Origin of the sequence: Mucilaginibacter lacusdianchii, assembly GCF_009770985.1 — a bacterium.
GTDB classification, from domain to species: Bacteria; Bacteroidota; Bacteroidia; order Sphingobacteriales; family Sphingobacteriaceae; genus Mucilaginibacter; species Mucilaginibacter lacusdianchii.
Genome location: NZ_WSRW01000002.1, coordinates 1,337,402 through 1,361,695, shown reverse-complemented (window position 1 = coordinate 1,361,695; position 24,294 = coordinate 1,337,402). Strand labels below are relative to the sequence as shown.

Here is a 24,294-nt window from a genome sequence, read left to right as displayed (position 1 = left end):
TAATTACAGTGCTAATTTTTAATGTATGAAAAACGCCCTGATTACCGGAGCCTCCAAAGGCATTGGACGCGCCATTGCTTTTGCATTTGCTAAACAAGGATTAAACCTGGCAATTTGTTCGCGCAACGGTGAAGATTTAACAAAAATACAGGAAGAACTTCTGGAGGCAAATCCCGAAATACAGGTTTATACCCATATAGCCGACTGCTCAGTTAAACAACAAGTGATTGATTTTGCAGCAAATGCCGAACAGCAACTGGGTTTTATTGATGTACTAATTAACAATGTGGGTGTTTTCGAATACGCCAGCATACTGGATGATGATGAGGACGCTTTTCTCCGCCAGATGAATACTAATGTAATGCCGGCTTATGAACTGTATCGCTATTTTGGTAAAACCATGCGGGATGCCCGTAGCGGATACATATTTAACATCTGCTCGGTAGCCTCTGTACAACCTACCACAACTGCCGGAACTTATGGTGTAACAAAAGCTGCACTGTATAGTCTTAGTAATATAATGAGGCTCGAAATGCAGGAGCACGGTGTTAAAGTAACCGCCATTTTACCAGGCTCAACTTTAACCGAATCATGGGCAGGTACCGATTTTAGTCCGGACAGATTTGTATCCCCCGCTGATGTCGCCTCAGCCATCATCACTTGCTACAATATGAGTAGCGGTGCTAATGTGGATGAGATTGTGATTAAACCTGTGTTGGGCCAATTGTAACAACAATCACTCAACAATCAATTTTTATGAACAAGAAATTATATCGCGACGAACAGCACAAAACCATTGGTGGTGTTTGCGCCGGCTTGGCCGACTACTTTGGAACCGAAGTTTCTGTAATGCGGCTAATATTTGTACTGGCCCTTATTTTTAAAGGCGGCGGCCTGTTAATCTACATCGTTTTGTGGATTGTGCTACCACGTAAGGAATTTGTATCTACCACCCCTGGTGTGGATTATATGGTACAGCCGCCCAATCAGTTTGAGCAGAGCTACATCAACAAGCCACGCCGGGCATCAAACGCAGGCCTTATTGGTGGTTTGATTTTATTACTGCTAGGAAGCTTTTTATTACTAGACGAATTTGAAGTTATTCCTGATATTAATTTTGGACACCTTTGGCCTATCATTCCTATGGTAGTAGGTGGTGTGTTCATCATCACTTCGCGAAAAGAAAAAAATACGAACACTAACGCCCCAATTGAATAAGCTATGAGAAACAACAGATTATTTTCAGGTATTGTATTGGTACTAATAGGTACCATATTTCTGATGAACAACTTTGGCGTCATTAACTTTCACTGGTCAAATGTTGTTTACCTGTGGCCGGTGTTTTTGGTTATTGCCGGTGCCAACATGCTATTGGCCAATAACCGGGCAATATGGGCAACGGTAGTACGAGTATTGATTATAGTGGGGGGCTTTAGTCTGATTTTATTCAGCAACCTGGGCGAGCATCACAACCGTTTCTTCAATTTTCATTACAACACAGATGATAATGACAGTGACGACAATGATGATAACGAAAACGTGTCGTTAAAAGACGCTAAGCAAAATACTTATCAGCAGGTTTACTCGCCCGATGTAAAGTTAGTGCGGCTTAACATATCGGGCGGTGCTACCACCTACAAGTTAACCGATACCACCGCCGACCTGTTTAAGGCTGATGCTCGCGAGTACGGCAACCGGTTTAACTTAACCACCGAAAAAACCGACTCGGTAACTGTATTAAACTTTGACATGAACAGTCACGTTCATGGGCGCGAGCGTAATTTTAGGTGGAACAATGGTCGTTCAAATTCGGCTGATATTAAATTGAACAACGCACCACAATGGGAAATTAATGTTAAAGGCGGCGCTACGGAGGTAGATTTTGACTTATCACCCTACAAAGTAAAAGATTTGCGCCTGGAAGGTGGCGCAGCATCTTATAAGGTAAAATTAGGCGCTAATTTACCTGTTACAATGGTTGATGTTTCTACAGGCGTGTCTGAAATTGAACTGCTTGTACCCCGTAATGTGGCTTGCGATGTAACTACATCAAGCGCATTAAGCTCTACCGATTTTGAGGGTATGGATAAAGTTGGCGACAAGCACTACACTTCGCCAGGCTTTAGTACGGCTAAGAACAAAATATACATCAACTTCAAAGGCGGTATATCCGAGTTTAACGTAAAAAGATATTAAAATACTGATTTGATAACAGCAGCGTCATACCGGCAAGTTTAGGCTTGTTAGGTATGGCATTTTTTGTTGTGCTTAATGCTACAGGGTGCAAATAAAAAGACTGCAAGAATTTTCTTGCAGCCTTTTTATGATAATCGGGCAAGTACCCGCGATATTAAATTAAATATGAATAGCCCGATTTTCAGTAGCTGCTAAACAAGCTTCACGGATAGCCTCGGTAAAGGTTGGGTGCGCATGGCTCATGCGGGTTACATCCTCGGCGCTGGCGCGGAATTCCATAGCTACTACGGCTTCGGCAATCATGTCGGCCGCACGCGGGCCAATCATGTGTACGCCTAAAATCTCGTCGGTTGCCTGGTCTGCCAATACTTTTACAAATCCATCAATATCCATGCTGGCACGAGCGCGGCCGCTGGCTTTGAATGGGAAAGAACCGGTTTTGTATTTTACGCCTTTTTCTTTCAATTGTTCTTCGGTATACCCCACGCTGGCAACCTCGGGCCAGGTATACACCACGCCCGGAATCAGGTTGTAATTGATGTGCGGTTTTTGGCCGGCTATTAATTCCGCTACAAAAGTACCCTCATCTTCTGCTTTGTGGGCTAACATAGCGCCACGAACCACGTCGCCAATGGCATACACACCTTTAACCGAAGTTTCCAAGTGCTCATCAACCGTAATTTTTTTACCACGCTCTTCAACGGTAATGCCAATGTTTTCTAAGCCCAAGCCATCGGTGTAAGCTACGCGGCCAACTGCTACCATACAGTAGTCGGCTTTCAGTTCCATTTTGTCGCCTTTAGGGCTGTCAAAAGTTACGGTTACTTCGTTACCGTCTGATGTAGCACCGGTTACTTTGTGGCCCAGGTAAAATTCAATGCCTTGTTTCTGCAAAACCTTCTGCAGCTCTTTGCTCAATGAGCGGTCCATAGTAGGGATGATGGCATCCATAAATTCTACTACCGATACCTTGGCACCTAAACGTGCATATACCGAACCCAGCTCTAAGCCAATTACACCACCGCCAATCAGCACCAAGTGTTTAGGTACTTCCGGCAAATTCAAAGCCTCGGTTGAGGTGATGATGCGTTGCTTATCTACTTTCAGGAAAGGCAGGCTGGACGGTTTAGAACCGGTAGCGATGATCACATTTTTAGTAGTGATCGTTTCTTCGCTGCCGTCGGCCTTGGTTACTTTAATAGTGTTTTTATCTACAAAAGAACCAACGCCCTGATATGAGGTGATTTTATTTTTTTTGAACAGGAAAGTAATACCGCCGGTGGTTTGCGCTACCACTTCATCTTTGCGTTTTACCATTTGGCCAAAATCAACCTGCAGGTTTTCCAGGTTAATGCCGTGGGTTTTAAAAGTATGCGCCGCATTATGGTAGTGTTCGGATGAATCCAGCAGTGCTTTTGACGGGATACAGCCCACGTTTAAACAAGTGCCGCCAAACGTGCTGTATTTTTCAATACAAGCCGTTTTTAAACCCAGCTGGGCACAACGGATAGCAGCCACATAGCCGCCCGGACCCGAACCTATAACGATAACATCATATTGCATAACTGTATAGAATTTTTTGTTGTTGGTCAAAGGTAATATTACCCGTTGTAATAAGGATAATTTTTTGGTAAAGTTTAGCTGACTGCAATATCGTTACTGCTTCATCTTTACTGATCCACTGCACACATCGCCTTCTTCAATGCCATCTAACCATACTTGCAAAAACTTAGTTCGTTCCCGGGTTAACTTTTCTAAATAACCGGCTTTACACATAGGCTCAACGCTGCCGTAAGTACCTGGTGCTGGATATTTGGCCGCCAGCTCGGCATCGCGTAGCTGTATCCATAAGCGTTGGGCGGCTTTCAGCTTTTTAATAAACACCGGCTGCTTAGCATACTGCTTCAGTATTTTTTGGTAAACAGCATTCAGCTCTTTATCAGTTTTTTGATACTGACTACCAGCCTGCGTATTCATAGCCGATTGGGTTTGTGCAAAGGAACTGATGCTGGCAAAAAATAAAAGAAATGATATTACAAAGGTTAATAAAGTGATAATAGATTTCATACGATTGAATAGTTGATTTAAAATGGTTAACAGCCACATGAGCCAATAAAACTTTTTTGTATGGTATATCCCTTTTTAGTTAATTTGATAATTCCTTTTACAGTTGATTCCTCATATCCGCTTTTTTTCCATTTGGTCACTTTTACTTCAAGTAAGTCTACCCCATGCTTATAAACATACTTGTTAATCTTTTCATCATGGAATTTTAGTAAAAACTTTTCCAGCTTACCGTTCAACATAATGAATGCCGTGTTAGCATAATCATTAACCAACAAGTACTTTTCACTCTTTTGATCTTTTTCAGACGCATAAAAATAACAAGAGCATCCTTCTACTTCACTTGGCAAAATTTTAAAGCTTTGTAGCGTTACATCCTTAAAATTTTTCTTTGATCGGTTTTGAATTTTATTCTGGCTATAGCCCATTAAGGCTAATACTGTAAAAGCTAAAGTCAAAGTAACTGTTTTCTTCATAATAAGGTTCAAGTAAAATTATTTTCTCAAGTATAAGCAATCGGCAAATGGATTTTTATGCGATTTATCAATCATAATATGTAACACTCTTGTATACTATCTCCTAAAATCAACAATACTGCTTAAATTAGGCTGCTAAACATTAAGCACTACGTTTCGAATGAAAAAGTTTTACTCCCTGATGCTGGCACTGCTGGTTACCTGTACGGTAGCCCTTGCCCAAAGCAACTACGCCAAAGAGCATTACACCAAAAAAGAGGTTTATATTACCATGCGCGACGGCGTAAAGCTGTTCACTGCCATCTATACCCCTAAAGATGCAGCCGCCGGTAAAAAATATCCTATGATAATGCAGCGCACCTGCTATAGCGTGGCACCTTACGGCGAAGGTAATTACCCGGCACGTTTAGGCCCATCAGATATTATGATGAAAGAGGGTTACATTGTAGTGTACCAAGATGTGCGTGGCCGCTGGAAAAGCGAAGGCACCTGGACCAACATGACCCCGGCCATTGATAATAAGAAAAGCAAAAAGGATGTAGACGAAGGTTCGGACACGTACGATACCATTGACTGGCTGGTAAAAAACGTAAAGTTCAACAACGGCAAGGTAGGGCAATGGGGTATTTCTTATCCCGGCTTTTACACCGCAGCGGGCATCCTGTCAAACCATCCGGCACTGAAAGCTTCATCACCACAGGCACCTATCTCCGATTTTTGGTTTGATGATTTTCACCACAACGGTGCCCTGCTCGAATCGTACTTTTTTGCTTACCCGGTATTTGGTGTGCAGAAAAAAGATACCACCAGCAAAGCTTGGTACAGTATGCTGAATACCAACGGTGCACGTGATGGTTACGACTTTTTACTAAGCATGGGCGCATTGCCAAATGCTGATAAATATTATAAAGACAATTTTTTTTGGCAGGAAACGGTTAACCATCCCAACTACGACGAGTTTTGGCAAAAGCGCGATTTATTGCGCCACTACAATAAAGTAAAACCGGCCGTAATGCTGGTAGGCGGCTGGTACGATGCCGAGGATTTACGCGGCCCGCTGGCTATCTACAAAACCATTGCCCAAAAAGATCCGTCGGCCTATAACACCATTGTTATGGGACCTTTTGGTCATGGTCGCTGGTCGCGCGAAACGGGCCATACCCTGCACAGCAATGTGTATTTTGGCGATAGCATTGCTACGTTTTATCAACGCAACATCGAAGCTAAATTCTTCGACCACTTTTTAAAAGGTAACGGCGATAAGAATTCCGGCCTGCCTAAAGCTTACATGTACAACACTGGTAAAAAGGAGTGGGCTCAGTTTACACAATGGCCTGCTGCTAATGCGCAGCATGTAAAACTGTACCTGAGTGCCGATGGCAAATTGGCGATGAATCAACCTGCCACGCAAGGTTCAGTGTCTTTCATCAGCGACCCGGCCAAACCGGTTCCGTATACCGAAGATAATACCACCACCATGGGCTTTACGCCGCACAATTACATGAGCGAGGACCAGCGCTTTGCTGGCCGCAGGCCAGATGTGCTGGTGTTCCAGACCGATGTTTTGCAGGATGATATGACACTGGGCGGCGAAATTATGTCGCACCTTAAAGTGGCTACCACCGGCACTGATGCCGACTGGATTGTTAAAGTGATAGACGTTTATCCACCCGATGAGCCTAACCATCCGTATATGCCCAACAAAAATATTTTGATGGCGGGCTACCAGCAAATGGTACGTTCAGAAATTATGCCGGGCCGTTTCCGCAACAGCTTTGAAAAGCCGGAAGCTTTTGTGCCTAATCAAAAAACAGAGGTTAACGTGAAACTGCAGGATGTGCTGCACACCTTTAAAAAAGGTCACCGCATTATGATACAAGTACAAAGCACTGCCTTCCCGTTATGGGCCCGCAACCCGCAAAAGTTTGTGCCTAACCCATACAAAGCTACCGATGCAGATTATGTGAAATCTACACATACCATTTATAATGACAGTTATATTGATGTGGAGGTAATAAAGTAAATCTTTAAATATCCCGAATAATTACGACAAAAAGAGGCGCTATCATAGTGCCTCTTTTTGTTTATTTGCTTATCCAAATATTAAAATGAATTTTAAACGAATATTTATTGCAACTGCGGCGATTGCACTTTTTTCGCTTAACGCATCCGCTCAATTGATGCAAAAGAAAGAAACCTATACCTGTGCCGACACTTTGCGTGGTATGTTGACACCGCTTCGTACCTGTTATGATATCAACTACTACCACCTGGATGTGAAGTTTGATATCGACCAAAAGTACATCAGCGGCAGCAACCTGTTTAAATTCACTGCAACACAGAATTTTAATAAACTACAGTTTGATTTGTATGCCAACTTAAAAGTGGAAAAAGTAGTGTATCAGGGCCAGAATCTGCCGTTTACCCGCGAGTTTAACGCCGTGTTTGTTACTTTTCCTAAAACCATCAGCAAAGGCAGTAAGCAGGAATTTACGGTTTATTATTCTGGTAATCCCACCGTAGCCAAACGTGCCCCCTGGGATGGTGGCGTGGTATTTACGCGCGATTCGTTAGGTAAGCCATGGGTGGCAACAGCCTGCCAGGGTGCCGGGGCCAGCATTTGGTGGCCTACTAAAGATCATCAGGGTGATGAGGTAGACAGTATGCTTATCAGCATCAGCGTACCGGCTGGACTGAAAGACGTATCTAACGGCCGCCTGCGCAAGGTGACGCCACTGGCCGATGGCTATACCCAATACGATTGGTTTGTAGCCAACCCCATTAACAACTACGATGTTGCCGCCAACATTGCCGACTATACCCACTTTGAAGATAGCTACGATGGCGAAAAAGGTAAGCTTACTTTAGATTACTGGGTGCTGCCCTATAATCTCGAAAAAGCAAAAAAGCAATTCGGCGCTAATGTAAAGCCCATGCTCAAAGCCTTTGAAAACTGGTTTGGCCCATACCCCTGGTACGAAGATGGTTATAAACTAGTAGAAACCCCGCATTTGGGTATGGAGCACCAAAGCGCTGTAGCCTATGGCAATAAATACCGTAATGGTTACCTAGGTCGTGACCTTTCGGGTACAGGCCGGGGTATAAACTGGGATTTTATTATCGTGCACGAGAGTGGTCATGAGTGGTTCGGCAATAACATCACTTCCAAAGATATTGCTGATATGTGGATACACGAGAGCTTCACCAATTATTCAGAATCATTGTTTATTGAAACCTATTACGGTAAGCAGGCAGCGCTGGAATATATTCAGGGCATCCGTAAGAACATTCAGAATGATATTCCTATCATCGGGCCATACAATGTAAACAAAGAAGGTTCGGGCGATATGTACTATAAAGGTGCCAACATGTTGAATAATATTCGCGCTATCATTAATAATGATGATAAATGGCGTCAAATACTGCGTGGGTTAAACAAAGCTTTTTATCACCAAACTGTTACCACGCCGCAAATCGTCAATTATATCAATCAGCAATCTGGTATGAACCTTACGCCGGTATTTGACCAGTACCTGCGATATACCAGCATCCCTACGCTGGAATTTAAATTTGAAAATGGCAAGGCTTATGCGCGGTGGATAGTCGATGTGAAAGGCTTTAACATGCCGGCAAAAGTGCGTGTTAAGGGTGACGAATACAGGTTTATTAAACCAACTACCAATTTTACACCTGTAAATATTGCAGGCTTAACTAAAGATAACGTGGAAGTTGATACGCTTGAGTTTTATATAAAGGTAAAATAGTCTTTCCTAAGCTTCCGCGGTAGAGGAAGGTTAAACAAATAATGTCATCTCGAACGATAGTGAGAGATCTTTTCGAGGCATATACGCTTACTGCTTTTAAAAGATTTCTCGTTAGCACTCGAAATGACATTATTAATTTAAAAGCTATACAAGTTAGAAGGCCTATTTAATGCAGGGCGTATTTATTTTCATTTTTCTTGTAACCAATTGCAAATTCAAGACGTCTTATTATCAATACTAAAATAATAAACCATGCAATCACTGACCAAACTTTTACTTGTTGCTGCACTGATTACCGGTGCAGGTGAAACCTATGCCAAACCAACTCCTGTAAACAAAGCCTTTGTTTTAGATGAGCAGGATCGTCATTTATCCGGTTTTCATGCCGTAAGTGTGTCGGGTTCGTTTGATGTTTATATCACGCAGGGTGGCAGCGAGTCGGTAAAAGTAGAGGCTGATAATGATGTGATTGACCGTATCATTACAGAAGTAAAAGGCGGCGAACTGAAAATTTATACTAAAAGTTCATCAGGCTGGAACTTTAACTGGGGTAATAAAAAGCGTGTTGTACATGTGATGGTTAAAGATATTAATAGCATCACGCTGGCCGGATCGGGCGACGTAATATTTAAAGACGGGCTTCGTGCCAATAGTTTAGTGCTTAGCCTTTCGGGGTCAGGCGATATCAGCGGAAGTGTTGATGTGAAAGATTTGCAAAGCAAAATTGTGGGCTCGGGCGATATTACCGTATCTGGTCGTGCACAATCATCAGAAGTAAGTGTGTCTGGTTCGGGTGATTTTACCGGTCGCAATTTGGTTACCGAAAACACTGCTGTTAAAGTGGTTGGCTCCGGCGATGCCCGTGTAAATGCTAATCAACAGCTTTCGGCATCCATAACAGGTAGTGGCGATGTGCATTATACAGGGGCGGTTAAGCGCGTATCCACAACTAAAACAGGTAGCGGCGGTATTAGCAGGGAATAATTCAACCCACATTATATATACTTATCAGGCACAGTTTCTCTGTGCCTTTTTTGTTTATTCAGCCTATGGGATTTTCAGGGCGACAGGATAAGGCAACAAAAAAGCGCGTGCCGGATGGCACACGCTTTCCTAAAAGTACTTCGTTCATTTACACCGCATCCGACAATGAACTGAAAGTAAAATCGCGAATTTTCATTGGCGGAATCAGCGCATTTTCGCCCGATTCGCCACTGATTGTGCGCTCAGATTTGCCCAAGGCTTCCAGGTTGTTCAGCATAATGATAGGGCTTTCATTAAAGCGGAAGTTTTTAACCGGGAATTTAATCTGGCCGTTTTCAATGTAAAACGTACCATCGCGGGTAAGGCCGGTGTACAGTAATGTTTTAGGGTCAACCGGGCGGATGTACCATAAGCGGGTAACCAAAATGCCTTTTTCTGTACTTTTGATTAAGTCCTCGAGCGATTGGGTGCCGCCGTCCATAATAATATTGGCGGGGCCGGGCATAGATGGAACACCTTTCTTTTGCGCCCAATAGCGTGAATAACTCAAGTTTTTTACCACGCCTTTTTCAATCCAGTTCACTTTTTTAAGTGGCTGGCCATCACCCGCCCAGGTTTGAGCCGGCAGGTCGGGGTTGGAAGCATCCGAATAGATGTTCACACGTTCGTCTACCAGTTTTTCGCCTAAGCGGGTTTTACCACCGGGCAGGCTTAAAAAGCTGCGGCCTTCATCGGCGCTGCGCGCGTCTAAACTGCCATATAGTTGTTCTAATAAAACAATACCGGCTGCAGGTTCTAAAATAACGGTGTATTTGCCCGGCTCTAGTGCTTTAGCACCTGATGAGCGCGATGCCTTTTGAGCTGCAATTTTTGTAAAGGCAAGCGTATCCATTTTGCTGGCATCGTTAAACCCACGGGTGGCATAGCCCGAGCCTGTTCCATCTTGGGTACGGAGTGATACCGATAGGTTGATATCGGTACCAGCATTATAGGCAAATAAGCCTTTTGAATTCATGATGGCCGAAAAGCCTGTGCTGTTTTCCAAAAAGCCTGCAGCCGTTAAATTACTATCCTTAGCTACCTGCAAACTTTGCTGAACCATATCTGCCCGTTGCTTAGGCGTCATATCGGCAGTAGATTGTACAAAGGTTTTACCCGGCGCATCATAAGCTTGCGGACCTAAAAACGGCATGTACTCAGGGTTTTCGGGAGCCAGCTGGGCCAGTTCTTCCGACCTGCGTACTACTTTTTCGAGCGAGGCATCGTCAAACTCATTGATGGTAGCAATGCCCAGCTTTTTGCCAAAGGCTGATGATACAGCCAAACTGTTTCGGCCTACCGAACCGCTGGTAGATACGGAGTTGCGGGCGTAACGTATATTGGCGGAGTCGCCTCCGTTTAAGCTAATCATGCATTCGTCGGCTTTGGAGTAGCTCAGCGCTTTTTTCATTAAAGCGCGGGCTTGTTCTTCAGTTAATATAGCCATGGTATGTGTTAAATTTTTCGTGCTGTGTTAATAATGTTAACTCCGTTAAAACGTGCAGTGGCCGAGCCGTGCGATACGGCGCTCACCTGTGTAGGCTGCCCTTTACCGTCAAAGAATGATCCGCCTAAACGGTAATCGCGCTGGTCGCACACGGCGGCGCATGAGTTCCAGAATTCTTGGGTGTTGGATTGATAGGCCACGTCGTTGAGCATACCGGCAATTTTGCCGTTTTTAATCTCGTAGTACAGCTGTCCGCTGAACTGGAAGTTGTAGCGCTGCTGATCGATAGAGAATGAACTGTCTCCAATAATATAAATGCCTTTTTCTACATTTTTAATCATATCGGCTGGCAGCATAGGCGTTTTACCGGCTTGCAAACTGATATTTGGCATGCGCTGAAATTGTACGCTGCTCCAGTTATCGGCATAGCAACAACCTTGCGATTCTTTAAGGCCAATGATATGGCCTTGGTCGCGGATGGATTGGTAGTTTACCAGCACACCATCTTTAATAATGTCCCACTGTTTGGTTTTTACGCCTTCATCATCATACCCAACAGCACCTAACGAACCGGGTTGCAGCTTATCGGCCACAACATTTACTTTATCGCTGCCGAATTTGAATTTTTTGGATTCCCATTTATCCAGCGTCAGGAAACTGGTGCCGGCAAAGTTAGCTTCGTAACCCAATACGCGATCCAGTTCAGATGGGTGCCCAACCGACTCGTGGATAGTCAACCATAGGTGTGATGGATCCAAGATCAGATCGTACTTACCCGGTTCAACCGATTTGGCTTTTAGTTTTAAATCGGCTTGGGTTGCCGCCAAGCGGGCATCATCAATCATATCATACCGATCGCGATACAACACCGTCGGTGCACCTTTGATTTTATCGCTTTCGCGTGGCATCAGGTATTCATAACCCATGCCGCGCGGCGAACTTAATGCCGAACGGTTTTCAAACTTGCCGGTTTGTGCGTTAATCTTGGTTACGGTAAAGGTAGGCCATATGCGATGTACATCCTGGTCGATGTAGGAGCCATCGGTAGAGGCAAAGTATTTTTGCTCATTCACCAAAAACAGGATGGAGCTTACATAGTTAGCACCCGCTTTCATGGCAGCATCGTTTACCGATAGTAATAAATCTACCTTTTCTTTCACCGGTACTTCAAAGGCGTTGCGCTCAATGGGGGCTTTCCAGCTTACCTCGCCATAGCCTTGTTGTGGCAGCAGGTGTACCGGCTCAGTTTGCAAGCGCGCATTTTCTTTGGCAATGGCAACTGCTTCGGCCGCGGCTTTAGCAATGCTGTCGTTGTCCAGCTTATCGGTAGCGGCAAAGCCCCAGCAACCGTTGGCAATAACACGGATGCCCATTCCGTACGATTCGGTATTCACTACGTTTTGCACTTTATTTTCGCGCGTTACCACATACTGGTTTAAGTAGCGGCCCAAGCGTACGTCGGTATAAGTAGCGCCTTTTGATCGGGCGGCATTCAGGGCTATGTCAGACAGCCGTTTTTTGACGGCCACGTCCACACCCTCCTGCAAAGCGGCTTCAGGTGCAATCGGCGAACCGAACACCGGAATTTTGCTCAGCATCGCCCCACCGAAACCCATTCCGGTGAGGTAAAGAAAGTTTTTTCTGTTCAATGTGTTGTGATTGTTTAGTTTTTGTTACTGGTTATTATTGAATCAGTGGTCAGTTACTTTTTATCTTGTCATTGCGAGTGCTAGCGTGGCAATCCCGTCGTTATACTTAACTTGCTGGCTTGTCCTATGCAGAGATTGCTTCGTTCCTTGCAATGACAGAGGCATTGGTTTATCCAATCCTTCTATTTGTATTAATCACATTTACCTTATCAAACTTAGTAGTAGCGCAACCATGTGATACGGCGCTTACCTGTTGGGGCTGGCCTTTGCCGTCGAAAAACGAACCACCCAGGCGGAAGTCGTTTTCATCACAAATGGCTGAACACGAGTTCCAAAACTCCTGCGTGTTAGCCTGGTAGGCTGCACCTTTTACCATACCCGCAATTTTACCGTCACGTATTTCATAACAAAGCTGACTGCTGAATTGAAAGTTATAACGTTGCTGATCGATAGAGTAGGAGTTGCGGCCGAACATGTATAAGCCTTTTTCGGTGTTCTTGATTATTTCGGCTGGCTTCAACGATGCTTTGCCGGGTTGTAAACTCACATTAGGCATGCGCTGAAACTGAACACTGTCCCAGCTATCGGCGTAGCAGCAGCCCTGCGAAGCATCTAAGCCAATAATATGTGCCTGATCGCGTATGGTTTGATAGTTTACCAAGATGCCATCTTTTACGATATCCCACTTGCCCGTTTTTACGCCTTCGTCATCATAACCCACTGCGCCTAATGAACCGGGCTGTGTTTTATCGCCGGTGAAGTTGACTATCTTGCTGCCGAAGTTAAATTTCTTGGATTCCCATTTGTCCAGCGTTAAAAAGCTGGTGCCGGCAAAGTTGGCTTCATAACCCAGCACACGGTCCAGCTCGGTAGGGTGCCCAACCGACTCATGTATGGTCAGGAACAAATTAGTAGGATCCAGTATTAAATCATACTTGCCGGGTTCAACAGGTTTAGCTTTTAGTTTTTCATCTAACTGGGTAGCGGCCAAACGGGCATCTTCCAGCAAATCATATCGCTTTTTGTAAATAGGAAACAAGCCGCCAGTGATTTTTTCTTTATTGTCTGGTATCAGGTATTCGTAACCCATACCTACCGGCGCGCTTAGCGCATTGCGGGTTTCGTAGCCCCCGCTTTTTGCATCGGTTTTGGTAACGGTGAAAGTTGGCCAAATGCGGTGTATGTCTTGCTCAATGTATGAGCCGTCGGTTGATGCAAAATATTTTTGCTCGTTTACCATAAACAGGTTGTTGTTGATAAAAGAGGCGCCGGCCTGCAAAGCGGCGTTATTGGCTGCCAGCAGCAGGTCTACTTTATCTTTTACAGGTACCTCGAACGCATTTTTTTCGATAGGCGTTTTCCAGCTTACTTCGCCATAACCTTTTTGAGGTGCCAGCTTAACCGGTTCGCTTTGCAAGCGAGAGTTTTCTTTGGCAATGGCCACCGCAAGCTCGGCTGCACGGGCAATACTATCGTTATCTAATTTATCGGTAGCGGCAAAACCCCAACAACCGTTGGAAATTACACGGATGCCCATGCCGTACGATTCGGTATTGGCGATGTTTTGTACCCGGTTTTCGCGCGTACTGATAGATTGGTTTAAATATCGGCCTAAACGTACATCAGCATAAGTGGCACCTTTAGAGCGGGCCGCGTTCAACGCCACGTCGGCCAGGCGCTTTTTTACAGCCACATCTACCGGCTGCAAGGCTTCTTCAATAGATATGGGGGAACCCATTACCGGCACGCTTTGCATTAGGGCTGCACCCATGCTCATGCCGGTAAGGTATAAAAAGTCTTTTCTTTTCAAGTGTTTGGGGATTGATTGCCCAATATAAGGATTGTAAATAGAGTAAAAAAGAGAAGAACAATGGTTTTATGATTTGATTTGTGCATTTTAGCCTATATACAATACTGTTTTTTGCCGATGTATAATTTTAGGTACAAAGCAAAAAATCTAGATTGCTAAAACATATATAATTTAAGTAAGTTAGGCATAAATACAGGTCGGTTTCATTGCGGAAGCATCCGTTAATTACCAACTGTGAATAATTACCATGAATTTTGTTGTTAACACTGCTATCGTTTTACTAACCATTGCCGGAATGGAGGCATTGTCGTGGTTTATTCACAAATACCTATTTCACGGGCCGCTATGGTTCATACACAAAACGCATCACCAAGAGCGGCACGGCTGGTTTGAATTAAATGACGTGTTTAGTATCGGCTTTGCTGCCCTGTCCATGTGGTTAATGTGGCAGGGACACTTTACACAAGATTATCGTTTGTGGATTGGTGTTGGTATCAGTGCCTATGGCACCATCTACTTCATCTTTCACGACTGGTTTATTCACAACCGCTTTAAAGCTTTTAGAACTAAAAATAAATATCTGCTCAGTATCCGCCGGGCGCATAAAATACATCATAAATCAACCGAGAAAAACCCGTCAGAAGAATTTGGGCTGCTGGTGGCGAGCAAGAAGTATTTTCGGCGGTAGATATTGTACTCATATATTATTTATCAGAAAACTGCTTGATGCGGTGTTTGCAAAGTTTCGTTTTCGATAATAGTAACGGATTTTATTTCCGAAATTCGCCCTCCTATATTTTATAGACTATGCTGCAAATTCAGGAAAATGTTTCGCTTAAACCATACAACACCTTCGGTATCGACACCAAAGCCCGCCATTTTGTAGAAATAAACCACGAGCAGGATTTGGTAGAGCTGTTTGCCGACAAGCAATGGCATACCGTAGAGCGTTTGGTAATGGGCGGCGGCAGCAATATGTTACTGGTAAATGATTTTGACGGATTGGTTATCCGGCTGAACATTCACGGTATTACGCATTATGCCCAAGGCGATACCATATATGTAGAAGCCGGTGCAGGCGAGGTATGGAACGATCTGGTGAATTTTTGTGTAGATAATGGCTTTGCCGGCATGGAAAACCTAACTTTAATACCGGGTTCGGTTGGTGCATCACCCATACAAAACATTGGCGCGTATGGGGTAGAACTTAAAGATGTGTTTGAAAGTTGCTGGGCTTTTGAAATTGCTACAGGGCAATTTAAAACATTTTTGAAAGACGATTGTCAGTTTGGATATCGGGAGAGCGTTTTCAAGTCGGCCTTAAAAGGTCAGTATATTATTGTGTCGGTAACGTTCCGTTTGTCTGTTCAGTCCCAATTAAATTTAAGCTATGGCGCTATTGAGCAAGAGTTGGCCAATCGTGGTATAATCCAGCCTACTATTAAAGATGTATCGCAGGTGGTAGCAGCTATTAGGGTGTCTAAATTACCCGACCCTTCTACTATAGGTAATTCGGGAAGTTTTTTTAAAAACCCCGTGATCCCTCAGGTGCAGTTTGAAGCTATATATAAGCAATATCCTAATATAGCGCATTATCTGGCTGGGCAAGGTTATGTAAAACTGGCGGCTGGCTGGCTGATTGAGCAGTGTGGCTGGAAAGGAAAAACTATAGGACATACGGGTACCTGGAAGAATCAGGCGTTGGTATTAGTGAACCATGGCGGTGCTTCCGGGCAGGAAGTGTACAATCTTTCGTCGCAAATCATAGACAGTGTGTACACTAAATTTGGCGTAATGCTGGAACGCGAAGTAAATATTATACAATAATTTAAGTGTCCTAAAAACAAAAACTAAAAATATAAACCTGATTTTTTGGTTTTTTTTATTTTTTTTTCTGGCCCCAACTCTAAAATTTTAGAAATAATATCTTTTCAGTTTAAATTATTTTAAATAACTGTATTTCAGTAGGTTATTTTTTTAATTATTAGTAGAATTTACATTTGTGTTTAAACAATATAGCTTATAACGGGTATTCAAGTTCTTTGGCATTAAGCGATAAATTGGAAAACGGTATCATGTTTGTCTGTACAGTAATACAAAACTTTAACAGATAACAGAATGACAAAGATTGAGTTTAACACCATGGTTCTACGTCAGGCAAGTTCACTACGTTCTTACGCCTTACACTTTACGCACGACGCAGACGATGCTAACGACCTTGTTCAGGATACAATGTTGAAGGCCATTACTTACTACAACAAGTTTAAAGAAGGCACCAACTTAAAAGGATGGTTGTATACCATCATGAAAAATACATTCATCAACAATTACCGTCGGTTTGTTAAGATGAGCACTTTCGTTACTAAGTCTGAAGAAATTTCATCTGCTAACCTGGTATTCAGCTCAACCAAAAATCAAGGCGAATCTAAATTCGTGATGGATGATATCAGAAGAGCATTAGATAGATTACCTGAAGATTATTATGTGCCATTTACCATGTACTTTGAAGGTCATAAATACCACGAGATTGCCGATCACTTAACTATCCCTATCGGTACTGTAAAAACCCGCATCCACGTGGCTCGTAAACTTTTAAAGAAAAACCTGAAAGCATATGATAACGGTGTTAAAAAACCAATCTACGCTGAAGAAGATTAATTGCTATTTAAACTCAAGAATATAACATATTATAAAGGCCCGCTTAATTAAGCAGGCCTTTTTTGTTTTATACAAAACGTATGAGTAGGCTTTTGGAATTTCCTTAAATCTTGTTCATGATCTTTATGGCTTCTTTAGCCACTACCTGTCCGGATATTAATGCGGGTGGTACACCTGGCCCAGGTACAGTAAGCTGACCGGTATATAACATATTATTGATGTTTTTAGCCCGCATAGCCGGTTTTAAAAATGCTGTTTGCGTGAGTGTATTAGCTAAGCCATAAGCATTGCCTTTGAATGAATGGTAGTCGGCTTTAAAATCGCTCATAGCGTAGCTGCGTCTTACAGTAATGTTATCGCGTAGCGTTTCTCCGGTAATAGCTTCAAAGCGGGTAAGCATTATATCAAAATACTTCTCGCGCATTTCAGGGCTATCTTGCAAGCCGGGGGCCAGTGGCATTAAAAAGAAAAGGTTTTCGCAGCCATCAGGTGCTGCACTGCTATCTGTTTTTGAAGTGCATGATACATAGAACAGCGGTTTGGTAGGCCATTGTGGTTCGGTGTAAATTTCGTGAGCATGTAGCTCAAAATCTTCATCAAAAAACAGGTTGTGGTGCTGTATGCTATTCAGCTTTTTATTAGCGCCAATATAAAATAACAAGCTAGATGGCGACATGGTGCGCTTATCCCAATAAGCAGGCGTATAGTTACGGCTGGGTTCGTCAACCAGGTGCTGGTCTACATGCTCATAATCGGCTCCGGCTATTACAAAATCGGCATCAAAGGTGCCTTTGGTGGTTTGTATGGAATTGGCAGTGTGGTTAAAAACATCAATGTGCGTAACTTCGGTATTTAACTTAATAGTTACGCCATAACTTTCAGCAACCTGTACCATGGCCTTTACAATTTCATTCATCCCACCTTGTGGGTACCATGTGCCCAGTGCCAGATCGGCATAGTTCATCATGCTGTACATGGCCGGCGTATTTTGTGGTGTAGCACCTAAAAACAACACAGGAAATTCCAGTAATTTAATCAGTCTCGGGTTTTTAAAAAATTGCCGTACATGCTTGCTCATGCTGGTGAGCAATTGTATACCCAGGCTTTTTTTAATCAGGTTAAAATCAAAATATTCGGTAATAGAGTGTGATGGCTTAAATACATATTCGCCCATGCCCACACGGTATTTGTATTCGGCTTGGTCTAAAAACTTTTGCAGGCCGGCGCTGCTTCCGGGTTCTTGCTGTTCAAATAATTGTTTCAAATCATCTAAGCTGGCCGGAACGTCTAACACATCATCTTTACCATAATAAACCCGGTAACCTGGGTCAAGCCGTTCTAACTGGTAAAAGTCAGACGGCTTCTTGCCGAATAAGGCAAAGTAATTTTCAAAAACATCAGGCATCCAATACCAGCTGGGGCCCATATCAAAGGTAAAGCCATCCTGCTGCCATATGCGTGCACGGCCACCGGGCTGGTCGTTTTTTTCCAGTATGGTAACCTGGTGGCCTTCTTTGGCCAATATTGTAGCCGCAGCCAAACCCGAAAACCCCGCACCAATAACAATAACCTGTTGTTTTTTATTCATGATATGTTTAATCGTTCCAAAGTACGCAATTGTTTGAGACACCTCTCAAACAATTACATTTCTATTCTGTACTTTTGAGTACAGATACCTACCTCCGAATGAATTTATTTGACGAAACGTGTTTTGAATGCAGTAAAATAATTACTCGCAAGTACAGTACTTCATTCAGTACAGGTATAAAAGCTTTTGATAAACGCTTTCGTTATCCTATATATGCCGTTTACGGTTTTGTGCGCTATGCGGATGAAATTGTAGATACTTTTCATGACTATGACAAGCCCAAACTGATGGCTGCTTTTCGGGCTGAAACTTTTGTGGCTATTCGTCAAAAAATAAGTTTAAACCCGGTTTTGCAATCGTTCCAGCAGGTAGTTAATCAGTACGGAATTGAAGATGAATTGATAGATGCCTTTTTGCGTTCCATGGAAATGGATTTAGACAAAACTACTTATGACGAAGGCGGCTATAAAGATTACATTTATGGCTCGGCAGAAGTAATTGGGCTGATGTGTTTGCGCATCTTCTGCGAAAACAATAATGCGCTTTACCAAAAGTTGTTACCTATGGCTCGTAGTTTGGGCGCGGCATTTCAAAAAATCAATTTTTTGCGCGACGTAAAAGCTGATTTTGAAGAGCGCGGCCGAACTTATTTCCCATCAATAAACTTCAACCAATTTACGGAAGAAGATAAACAGGAAATTGAGGCCGATATTAAAAAAGACTTTGACGACGCTTTTGAAGGCATCAAGCAATTACCTAAGGGCACCCGCTTAGGTGTATACATTGCCTATATTTATTATCGGCAGTTGTTCAAAAAAATTAGTAGCACACCGGCTAATGTAATCATGCAAAAACGTATCCGGGTGTCTGATACACATAAAATGGCGTTGTATTGTAAAGCAGTACTGCACCAAAAATTAAATGTTATTTAGCGTATGAAAATAAAGTTGTTAAGCATTAGTTTGTTGCTTTCGTTTGTTTTGGCCGGATTTACTTACAGCCAAAAAGCGGATGTGAAACTGTTGCGCAAACAACTATTGCAGGCACTGGAAAAACGAAGTGTGAACGACTCTTTGTACAACGTACTGGGGGCCGAAAAAAATAAACCGCCCCTTATTCATAGTTATTATGGCGCAGTGCAGGCACTAAAAGCAAAGTATGCCTGGAACCCTTATTACAAGCTTAAATACTTAAAGGATGCTGAAAAAACTTTGCAAGAGGCCGTAAATGCCGATCCGCATAATATGGAAATTCGCTTTATGCGGTTTTCAATCGAGCATAATCTGCCAGGTTTTTTAGGGTACGACAAGCACTTGGATATGGACCGTAAAGAAATGATACAGCAGCTTAACCACAAAAATTACAGTGCGGCAGATAGGGATGTGGCGGTTACCATAATTAAATTTTTGCTGGAATCGAAACGTTGTACAACGCAGGAAAATGAAGTACTGCACAAACATTTAGCCGAACTGACGTGAAATATGCTTACCTGCTTATCAACTTTTTAACAATCATTTTTCCCGTATTATTATCTTTTGATAAAAGGGTTCAATTTCAAAAAAGCTGGAAATTTATATGGCCGGGTATGGCCTTAACCGGGTTAATGTTTTTGTTTTGGGATGTGCTGTTCACGGTTAAGGGCGTTTGGTCATTCAACGACAGTTATATCACTGGGATAAAGTTTTTCGAGTTGCCACTTGAAGAGATCTTGTTTTTTTTGACGGTGCCTTTCTCCTGCATATTTATTTATGCCTGCCTCAATTATTATGTTACATGGTCTATTCCGCAGGCAGTAAGCAAATTAATTTCTGTTTTGTTGATTCTGTTAAGCGCGGCTATGTTGGTGACCTATCACGACAGGTTGTATACCCTGATTACTTTTAGCTTGCTGCTGGTTTTGTTGGTGTTACTGCAATTTGTATTTAAATCGCCGTGGCTCAATCGTTATTATATGGCATATATCGTATCGCTGCTACCCTTTTACATTGTAAATGGTATTTTAACAGCTGTGCCTATCGTAATGTACAACAACGCCGAAAATATAGCCAAGCGGGTAGGCACCATCCCGGTTGAAGATCATTTTTACTCAATGGCTTTGCTGGTGATGAATGTAGGCTTTTTTGAATATTTTAAACGGAAGGCAAAGCCGGTTAATGCATGAGTTTGCCGGTATATACCAAATCGCAGCTGGCCCTGCGCAACGGGCAGGATAAGCCGCAGATTTGGGTGGCTTATCAGGGCGTTATCTACGACGTTACCGAAAGCCGCCTGTGGCGCAACGGAAAACATTACGAACATTGGGCCGGACAGGATTTGACCGAAGAACTGCAAGATGCCCCGCATACAGAGGGTGTGTTTGCACGGTTTGAGGCGGTAGGAAGGTTAGATGCGCCTTCCGACTCTTCACAGGGGGGATATTGATTAGCACAAATAGAAAATGTCATTTCGAACGATAGTGAGAAATCTTTTAAAAAGCGATCAGTTAACCTACTAGTTTCAAAAGATCTCTCACTATCGTTCGAGATGACATTTTATGTACTCCCTACTAGGAGAGGCTTTATTTACAACTCTATTTCAAACTTAGCCAAGCTTATAAATTGCTGTACACGCTCGCTAATTTCCTCTGGGGTTAAGTTTTTAATTTTTTCGGTACCAAATTTTTCTACGCAAAAAGATGCCAGGGCAGAACCATAGATGATGGCATTTTTTATGTTGTTGAAGTTGACGGTACCAACTTTAGCCAGGTAACCAATAAAGCCGCCTGCAAAAGTGTCGCCGGCACCGGTTGGGTCAAACACCTCGGCCAGCGGCAGGGCAGGGGCCGAGAATACTTTATCTTCGCTGAACAGTAACGCGCCGTGCTCACCCTTTTTAATGATGAGGTATTTAGGACCCATGGTCAGGATTTTTTGCGCGGCTTTTACCAAGGAGTATTCGCCTGACAATTGGCGTGCCTCGGCATCGTTAATGGTTAATACGTCTACCATTTTAATGGTCTCCAGCAAGTCGTTCAGTGCAATGTCCATCCAGAAGTTCATGGTGTCCATTACAATCAGTTTAGGGCGCTTGTTAAGGCGATTGATAACGGTTTGCTGCACCTGTGGCGTAAGGTTGCCCAGCATCAGGTATTCACAGTCTTGATATGCTTCGGGAATGATGGGGTCAAAATCAGCCAATACATTCAAATCAGTTACCAGTGTATCGCGACTATTCATGTCATTATGGTAACGGCCGCTCCAAAAAAATGATTTTTCGCCTTGTTTAATTTGTAAGCCTTCGGTATCTATATGGTGGTTGTGAAAATCTTCAATTTCGCTCTGCGGAAAATCATCGCCCACTACGGCTACGATTTTTACCGGGTTATAAAAGTACGAAGCGGCCAATCCGGCATAAGTTGCCGCACCGCCAACAATTTTATCGGTTTTACCAAATGGGGTTTCAATGGCGTCAAATGCCACAGTACCAATCACTAATAAACTCATGAAAATATTTTTATAAAAATTTTACTGCAAATATTGTGAAATTACCTCAGAGTTTATACTTTTGCACCACTCCAAACCGGAAATACTCCTGAATAGCTCAGCCGGTTAGAGCATCTGACTGTTAATCAGAGGGTCGCTGGTTCGAGTCCAGCTTCAGGAGCAAAAAACCACTTGGCCTTAAAACCAGGTGGTTTTTTAATCTGTTTTTAAAGAGTATATACAACCGGAATATTCCTGAGTAGCTCAGCCGGTTAGAGCATCTGACTGTTAATCAGAGGGTCGCTGGTTCGAGCCCAGCCTCAGGAGCAAAAGCCTCACAGAAATGTGAGGCTTTTTTTGTGGTTTAAAATTTTACAGATTCGTTTTTCTGGTATAAGACCACGGAATAAATAAAATACATGGAATGACCCTTTGAAGTTACAAGCATCCGTCTTCTCTCCAATCGTGGTGACTTTATTTTTGATCGTTTAACAGATGGAGAACTAGACTTTCAGATGAAGGAGGGGGCAAATCCTGGTGGAATGCCTATTCACCATTATGTCGAGATGCTTAAAAAGCTTGACGAGAATGGCAAGCTGCAGTTAAATTTATTTGTATTAGGTACATTGAGTTTAGATTAGGTTCCAATTGATTACTTTGTAAAGGTAACAAGTAAAATTAGTTTCCCAGACTGATCAGAAATATCAACTACACTCAAGAGCCTTAATTTTGAATAAGTTGGTTCGAAATCTGCCCAACCTCATGAGTTATTGTGGATAAGAATATAAAACGTCGCTTGTCTATTTTCTTTTCTCTAAATATTAAGTATCTACTCAGAGTAGTTACATAGTACACGGATTAAAAATTACAGCTTTTTATCGCCCTGCATTTAGTTTAACATGATGGGTAGTTAATAGACAGTTAAATAAATTTACTTTTTTTAAACATACAACTTTCAGGAATGTTCCTATTAAAAATAGGAGGTAATCATGTTAGCTATGAATTATCGCGGTCCCTTTAGAATTAGGGTTGACCGAGACAAGCCTGTTCCCCAAATCGAACATCCTTTTGACGCCATTGTACGAGTCACGCGATCGCTGATATGTGGATCGGACTTGCACTTGTATCATGGCCTTGTGCCAGACACACGGGTAGGGATGACCTTTGGCCATGAGTTTACAGGCGTCGTAGAAGAAGTTGGTTCGGGCGTGCAAAAGCTTAAGGTTGGGGACCGCGTACTGGTTCCATTCAACATCGCTTGCGGCACCTGTCCTTTCTGTAAACAAGAGTTATATGGCAATTGTCATGAATCAAACCCTGAAGCAACGGCAGTGGGCGGTTTTTTTGGTTATGCGCACATTGCAGGTGGGTATGATGGCGGGCAGGCAGAATATGTTCGTGTGCCTTTTGCAGATGTCAGCCCAACAGTCATTCCGGAAGGAATGGACATTGAGGATGCCGTTTTGTTGACGGACGTTGTTCCAACAGGCTATCAGGCAGCTGAAATGGGTGGTATCAGAAAAGGCGATACCGTTGTGGTTTTTGGTGCGGGGCCTGTGGGTATTATGGCAGCAAGGTGTGCCTGGCTGTTTGGCGCCGGACGCGTCATTGTGATTGATCACATAGATTACCGGCTGGAGTTTGTTAAAAAATATGCTTATTGCGAAGCGTACAACTTCAAAGAAATGAATGATCCTGTTGTGTTTCTGAAGAAGCAAACAGATTGGTTTGGAGCCGATGTATGTATTGATGCGGTGGGTTGTGATGCTTCGGGCAGTGCCATGCAAACCATTACGGGTAAAAAGTTGCTTTTGCAGGCAGGCTCAGCTACCGCCTTGCATTGGGCAATCAATTCAGTTAAAAAAGGTGGCATCGTTTCGGTAGTTGGCGTATATGGGCCGCCATTTAACATGGTTCCTATGGGAAGCTTGATGAATAAGGGGATTAGCTTGCGGGCTAACCAAGCATCGGTTAAAAGATTACTCCCTAAGCTGATTGATCATGTTATGGCAGGGCGTTTGAATCCTAAAGGCATTATTACACACCGATTGCCGCTGGAGGAAGTATCAGATGCTTATCATATTTTCTCTGCTAAAAGAGATAACTGTATTAAACCACTTTTAATTCCACCAAGAGCTTTGGCTTAATTAACATGATT

General features: G+C 43.1%; 22 protein-coding genes and 2 tRNA genes. 16 read left to right on the top strand and 8 right to left on the bottom strand.

The genetic code is table 11. From position 1 onward, the window contains the following. Positions 1-25 precede the first annotated feature (25 nt). Genes GPM24_RS12805 through GPM24_RS12795 form a run of 3 tightly spaced genes read left to right on the top strand, consistent with a single transcriptional unit; the run spans position 26 to position 2,196 of the window. Complete coding sequence (locus GPM24_RS12805; RefSeq protein WP_158827132.1) at positions 26-730, top strand: SDR family NAD(P)-dependent oxidoreductase; 705 nt, start codon at positions 26-28, stop codon at positions 728-730. 26 nt (positions 731-756) lie between these two features. Continuing rightward, positions 757-1,218 carry a PspC domain-containing protein gene (locus tag GPM24_RS12800; protein WP_158827131.1) on the top strand — a complete coding sequence of 154 codons (462 nt, stop codon included), beginning with the start codon at positions 757-759 and terminating at the stop codon, positions 1,216-1,218. A gap of 3 nt (positions 1,219-1,221) precedes the next feature. Further along, positions 1,222-2,196, top strand: a complete 975-nt coding sequence (locus GPM24_RS12795; RefSeq protein WP_158827130.1) for a toast rack family protein — start codon at positions 1,222-1,224, stop codon at positions 2,194-2,196. A 159-nt stretch (positions 2,197-2,355) separates the two neighbouring features. Here GPM24_RS12795 and lpdA read toward each other — a convergent pair whose 3' ends face one another. The 3 genes from lpdA to GPM24_RS12780 all read right to left on the bottom strand — a co-directional run bounded on the left by lpdA (position 2,356) and on the right by GPM24_RS12780 (position 4,736). Next, on the bottom strand, positions 2,356-3,759 hold the full coding sequence (lpdA, locus tag GPM24_RS12790) for a dihydrolipoyl dehydrogenase (RefSeq protein WP_158827129.1): 1,404 nt from the start codon (positions 3,757-3,759) through the stop codon (positions 2,356-2,358). 93 nt (positions 3,760-3,852) lie between these two features. Continuing rightward, positions 3,853-4,263 (bottom strand): lysozyme inhibitor LprI family protein, encoded by a 411-nt coding sequence (locus GPM24_RS12785; RefSeq protein ID WP_158827128.1) that lies wholly within the window; start codon positions 4,261-4,263, stop codon positions 3,853-3,855. Positions 4,264-4,289: 26 nt separating this feature from the next. Continuing rightward, complete coding sequence (locus tag GPM24_RS12780) at positions 4,290-4,736, bottom strand: hypothetical protein (protein ID WP_158827127.1); 447 nt, start codon at positions 4,734-4,736, stop codon at positions 4,290-4,292. Positions 4,737-4,896: 160 nt separating this feature from the next. On the opposite strand from GPM24_RS12780, the gene GPM24_RS12775 reads away from it, so the two are divergent. The 3 genes from GPM24_RS12775 (at position 4,897) to GPM24_RS12765 (ending at position 9,484) form a co-directional block, all read left to right on the top strand. Then, a complete protein-coding gene (locus tag GPM24_RS12775; protein WP_158827126.1) occupies positions 4,897-6,759 on the top strand; it encodes a CocE/NonD family hydrolase in 1,863 nt (620 codons plus the stop codon). Positions 6,760-6,844: 85 nt separating this feature from the next. Beyond that, positions 6,845-8,500, top strand: coding sequence for a M1 family metallopeptidase (locus tag GPM24_RS12770; protein ID WP_199269738.1), 1,656 nt, complete (start codon positions 6,845-6,847; stop codon positions 8,498-8,500). A gap of 252 nt (positions 8,501-8,752) precedes the next feature. Next, entirely contained in the window at positions 8,753-9,484 is a 732-nt protein-coding gene (locus GPM24_RS12765) for a head GIN domain-containing protein (RefSeq protein ID WP_158827125.1), read from the top strand. Positions 9,485-9,632: 148 nt separating this feature from the next. Here the strand turns inward: GPM24_RS12765 and GPM24_RS12760 are convergent, their stop codons facing one another. The 3 genes from GPM24_RS12760 to GPM24_RS12750 all read right to left on the bottom strand — a co-directional run bounded on the left by GPM24_RS12760 (position 9,633) and on the right by GPM24_RS12750 (position 14,429). Then, complete coding sequence (locus tag GPM24_RS12760) at positions 9,633-10,970, bottom strand: TldD/PmbA family protein (RefSeq protein WP_158827124.1); 1,338 nt, start codon at positions 10,968-10,970, stop codon at positions 9,633-9,635. Between the two features lie 8 nt (positions 10,971-10,978). Next, entirely contained in the window at positions 10,979-12,619 is a 1,641-nt protein-coding gene (locus GPM24_RS12755; RefSeq protein ID WP_158827123.1) for a TldD/PmbA family protein, read from the bottom strand. Positions 12,620-12,788: 169 nt separating this feature from the next. Next, the gene (locus GPM24_RS12750; RefSeq protein ID WP_199269737.1) at positions 12,789-14,429 is read right to left on the bottom strand and encodes a TldD/PmbA family protein; all 1,641 of its coding nucleotides are present in this window, start codon (positions 14,427-14,429) and stop codon (positions 12,789-12,791) included. 247 nt (positions 14,430-14,676) lie between these two features. Between GPM24_RS12750 and GPM24_RS12745 the strand changes: the two genes are divergently transcribed. From GPM24_RS12745 to GPM24_RS12735, 3 genes are all read left to right on the top strand, one after another. Continuing rightward, positions 14,677-15,117: a sterol desaturase family protein gene (locus GPM24_RS12745; protein WP_158827122.1), complete on the top strand. Its 441-nt coding sequence runs from the start codon at positions 14,677-14,679 to the stop codon at positions 15,115-15,117. 119 nt (positions 15,118-15,236) lie between these two features. Further along, the gene (gene murB / locus GPM24_RS12740) at positions 15,237-16,256 is read left to right on the top strand and encodes a UDP-N-acetylmuramate dehydrogenase (protein WP_158827121.1); all 1,020 of its coding nucleotides are present in this window, start codon (positions 15,237-15,239) and stop codon (positions 16,254-16,256) included. A gap of 291 nt (positions 16,257-16,547) precedes the next feature. After that, positions 16,548-17,087: an RNA polymerase sigma factor gene (locus GPM24_RS12735; protein WP_158827120.1), complete on the top strand. Its 540-nt coding sequence runs from the start codon at positions 16,548-16,550 to the stop codon at positions 17,085-17,087. 103 nt (positions 17,088-17,190) lie between these two features. Here GPM24_RS12735 and crtID read toward each other — a convergent pair whose 3' ends face one another. Continuing rightward, complete coding sequence (gene crtID / locus GPM24_RS12730) at positions 17,191-18,675, bottom strand: bifunctional phytoene desaturase/3,4-desaturase (protein ID WP_158827119.1); 1,485 nt, start codon at positions 18,673-18,675, stop codon at positions 17,191-17,193. A gap of 98 nt (positions 18,676-18,773) precedes the next feature. On the opposite strand from crtID, the gene GPM24_RS12725 reads away from it, so the two are divergent. The 4 genes from GPM24_RS12725 to GPM24_RS12710 are packed head-to-tail and all read left to right on the top strand — an operon-like array spanning position 18,774 to position 21,096. Then, a complete protein-coding gene (locus GPM24_RS12725; protein ID WP_158827118.1) occupies positions 18,774-19,607 on the top strand; it encodes a phytoene/squalene synthase family protein in 834 nt (277 codons plus the stop codon). A gap of 3 nt (positions 19,608-19,610) precedes the next feature. Then, the gene (locus GPM24_RS12720; protein WP_158827117.1) at positions 19,611-20,153 is read left to right on the top strand and encodes a hypothetical protein; all 543 of its coding nucleotides are present in this window, start codon (positions 19,611-19,613) and stop codon (positions 20,151-20,153) included. Beyond that, the gene (locus tag GPM24_RS12715) at positions 20,150-20,836 is read left to right on the top strand and encodes a lycopene cyclase domain-containing protein (RefSeq protein WP_158827116.1); all 687 of its coding nucleotides are present in this window, start codon (positions 20,150-20,152) and stop codon (positions 20,834-20,836) included. Before GPM24_RS12720 ends, GPM24_RS12715 begins: the two co-directional genes overlap by 4 nt. Beyond that, on the top strand, positions 20,833-21,096 hold the full coding sequence (locus GPM24_RS12710) for a cytochrome b5 domain-containing protein (protein ID WP_158827115.1): 264 nt from the start codon (positions 20,833-20,835) through the stop codon (positions 21,094-21,096). The genes GPM24_RS12715 and GPM24_RS12710 overlap by 4 nt, the downstream gene beginning before the upstream one ends. Before the next feature lie 140 nt (positions 21,097-21,236). Here the strand turns inward: GPM24_RS12710 and GPM24_RS12705 are convergent, their stop codons facing one another. Beyond that, complete coding sequence (locus GPM24_RS12705) at positions 21,237-22,157, bottom strand: PfkB family carbohydrate kinase (protein ID WP_158827114.1); 921 nt, start codon at positions 22,155-22,157, stop codon at positions 21,237-21,239. Between the two features lie 86 nt (positions 22,158-22,243). Between GPM24_RS12705 and GPM24_RS12700 the strand changes: the two genes are divergently transcribed. From GPM24_RS12700 to GPM24_RS12690, 3 genes are all read left to right on the top strand, one after another. Beyond that, positions 22,244-22,317: transfer RNA gene (locus GPM24_RS12700), tRNA-Asn, on the top strand. Between the two features lie 72 nt (positions 22,318-22,389). Next, positions 22,390-22,463: transfer RNA gene (locus GPM24_RS12695), tRNA-Asn, on the top strand. A 671-nt stretch (positions 22,464-23,134) separates the two neighbouring features. Further along, the gene (locus GPM24_RS12690) at positions 23,135-24,283 is read left to right on the top strand and encodes a zinc-dependent alcohol dehydrogenase (RefSeq protein ID WP_233268822.1); all 1,149 of its coding nucleotides are present in this window, start codon (positions 23,135-23,137) and stop codon (positions 24,281-24,283) included. Positions 24,284-24,294 lie beyond the last annotated feature (11 nt).

Coding starts and splice junctions, on each gene's coding strand:
- crtID (WP_158827119.1), bottom strand. CDS start 18,675: ATGAATAAAAAACAACAGGTTATTGTTATTGGTGCGGGGTTTTCGGGT.
- GPM24_RS12735 (WP_158827120.1), top strand. CDS start 16,548: ATGACAAAGATTGAGTTTAACACCATGGTTCTACGTCAGGCAAGTTCA.
- GPM24_RS12745 (WP_158827122.1), top strand. CDS start 14,677: ATGAATTTTGTTGTTAACACTGCTATCGTTTTACTAACCATTGCCGGA.
- GPM24_RS12795 (WP_158827130.1), top strand. CDS start 1,222: ATGAGAAACAACAGATTATTTTCAGGTATTGTATTGGTACTAATAGGT.
- lpdA (WP_158827129.1), bottom strand. CDS start 3,759: ATGCAATATGATGTTATCGTTATAGGTTCGGGTCCGGGCGGCTATGTG.
- GPM24_RS12800 (WP_158827131.1), top strand. CDS start 757: ATGAACAAGAAATTATATCGCGACGAACAGCACAAAACCATTGGTGGT.
- GPM24_RS12765 (WP_158827125.1), top strand. CDS start 8,753: ATGCAATCACTGACCAAACTTTTACTTGTTGCTGCACTGATTACCGGT.
- GPM24_RS12690 (WP_233268822.1), top strand. CDS start 23,135: ATGAATTATCGCGGTCCCTTTAGAATTAGGGTTGACCGAGACAAGCCT.
- GPM24_RS12760 (WP_158827124.1), bottom strand. CDS start 10,970: ATGGCTATATTAACTGAAGAACAAGCCCGCGCTTTAATGAAAAAAGCG.
- GPM24_RS12780 (WP_158827127.1), bottom strand. CDS start 4,736: ATGAAGAAAACAGTTACTTTGACTTTAGCTTTTACAGTATTAGCCTTA.
- murB (WP_158827121.1), top strand. CDS start 15,237: ATGCTGCAAATTCAGGAAAATGTTTCGCTTAAACCATACAACACCTTC.
- GPM24_RS12770 (WP_199269738.1), top strand. CDS start 6,845: ATGAATTTTAAACGAATATTTATTGCAACTGCGGCGATTGCACTTTTT.
- GPM24_RS12705 (WP_158827114.1), bottom strand. CDS start 22,157: ATGAGTTTATTAGTGATTGGTACTGTGGCATTTGACGCCATTGAAACC.
- GPM24_RS12720 (WP_158827117.1), top strand. CDS start 19,611: ATGAAAATAAAGTTGTTAAGCATTAGTTTGTTGCTTTCGTTTGTTTTG.
- GPM24_RS12805 (WP_158827132.1), top strand. CDS start 26: ATGAAAAACGCCCTGATTACCGGAGCCTCCAAAGGCATTGGACGCGCC.
- GPM24_RS12775 (WP_158827126.1), top strand. CDS start 4,897: ATGAAAAAGTTTTACTCCCTGATGCTGGCACTGCTGGTTACCTGTACG.
- GPM24_RS12785 (WP_158827128.1), bottom strand. CDS start 4,263: ATGAAATCTATTATCACTTTATTAACCTTTGTAATATCATTTCTTTTA.
- GPM24_RS12710 (WP_158827115.1), top strand. CDS start 20,833: ATGAGTTTGCCGGTATATACCAAATCGCAGCTGGCCCTGCGCAACGGG.
- GPM24_RS12725 (WP_158827118.1), top strand. CDS start 18,774: ATGAATTTATTTGACGAAACGTGTTTTGAATGCAGTAAAATAATTACT.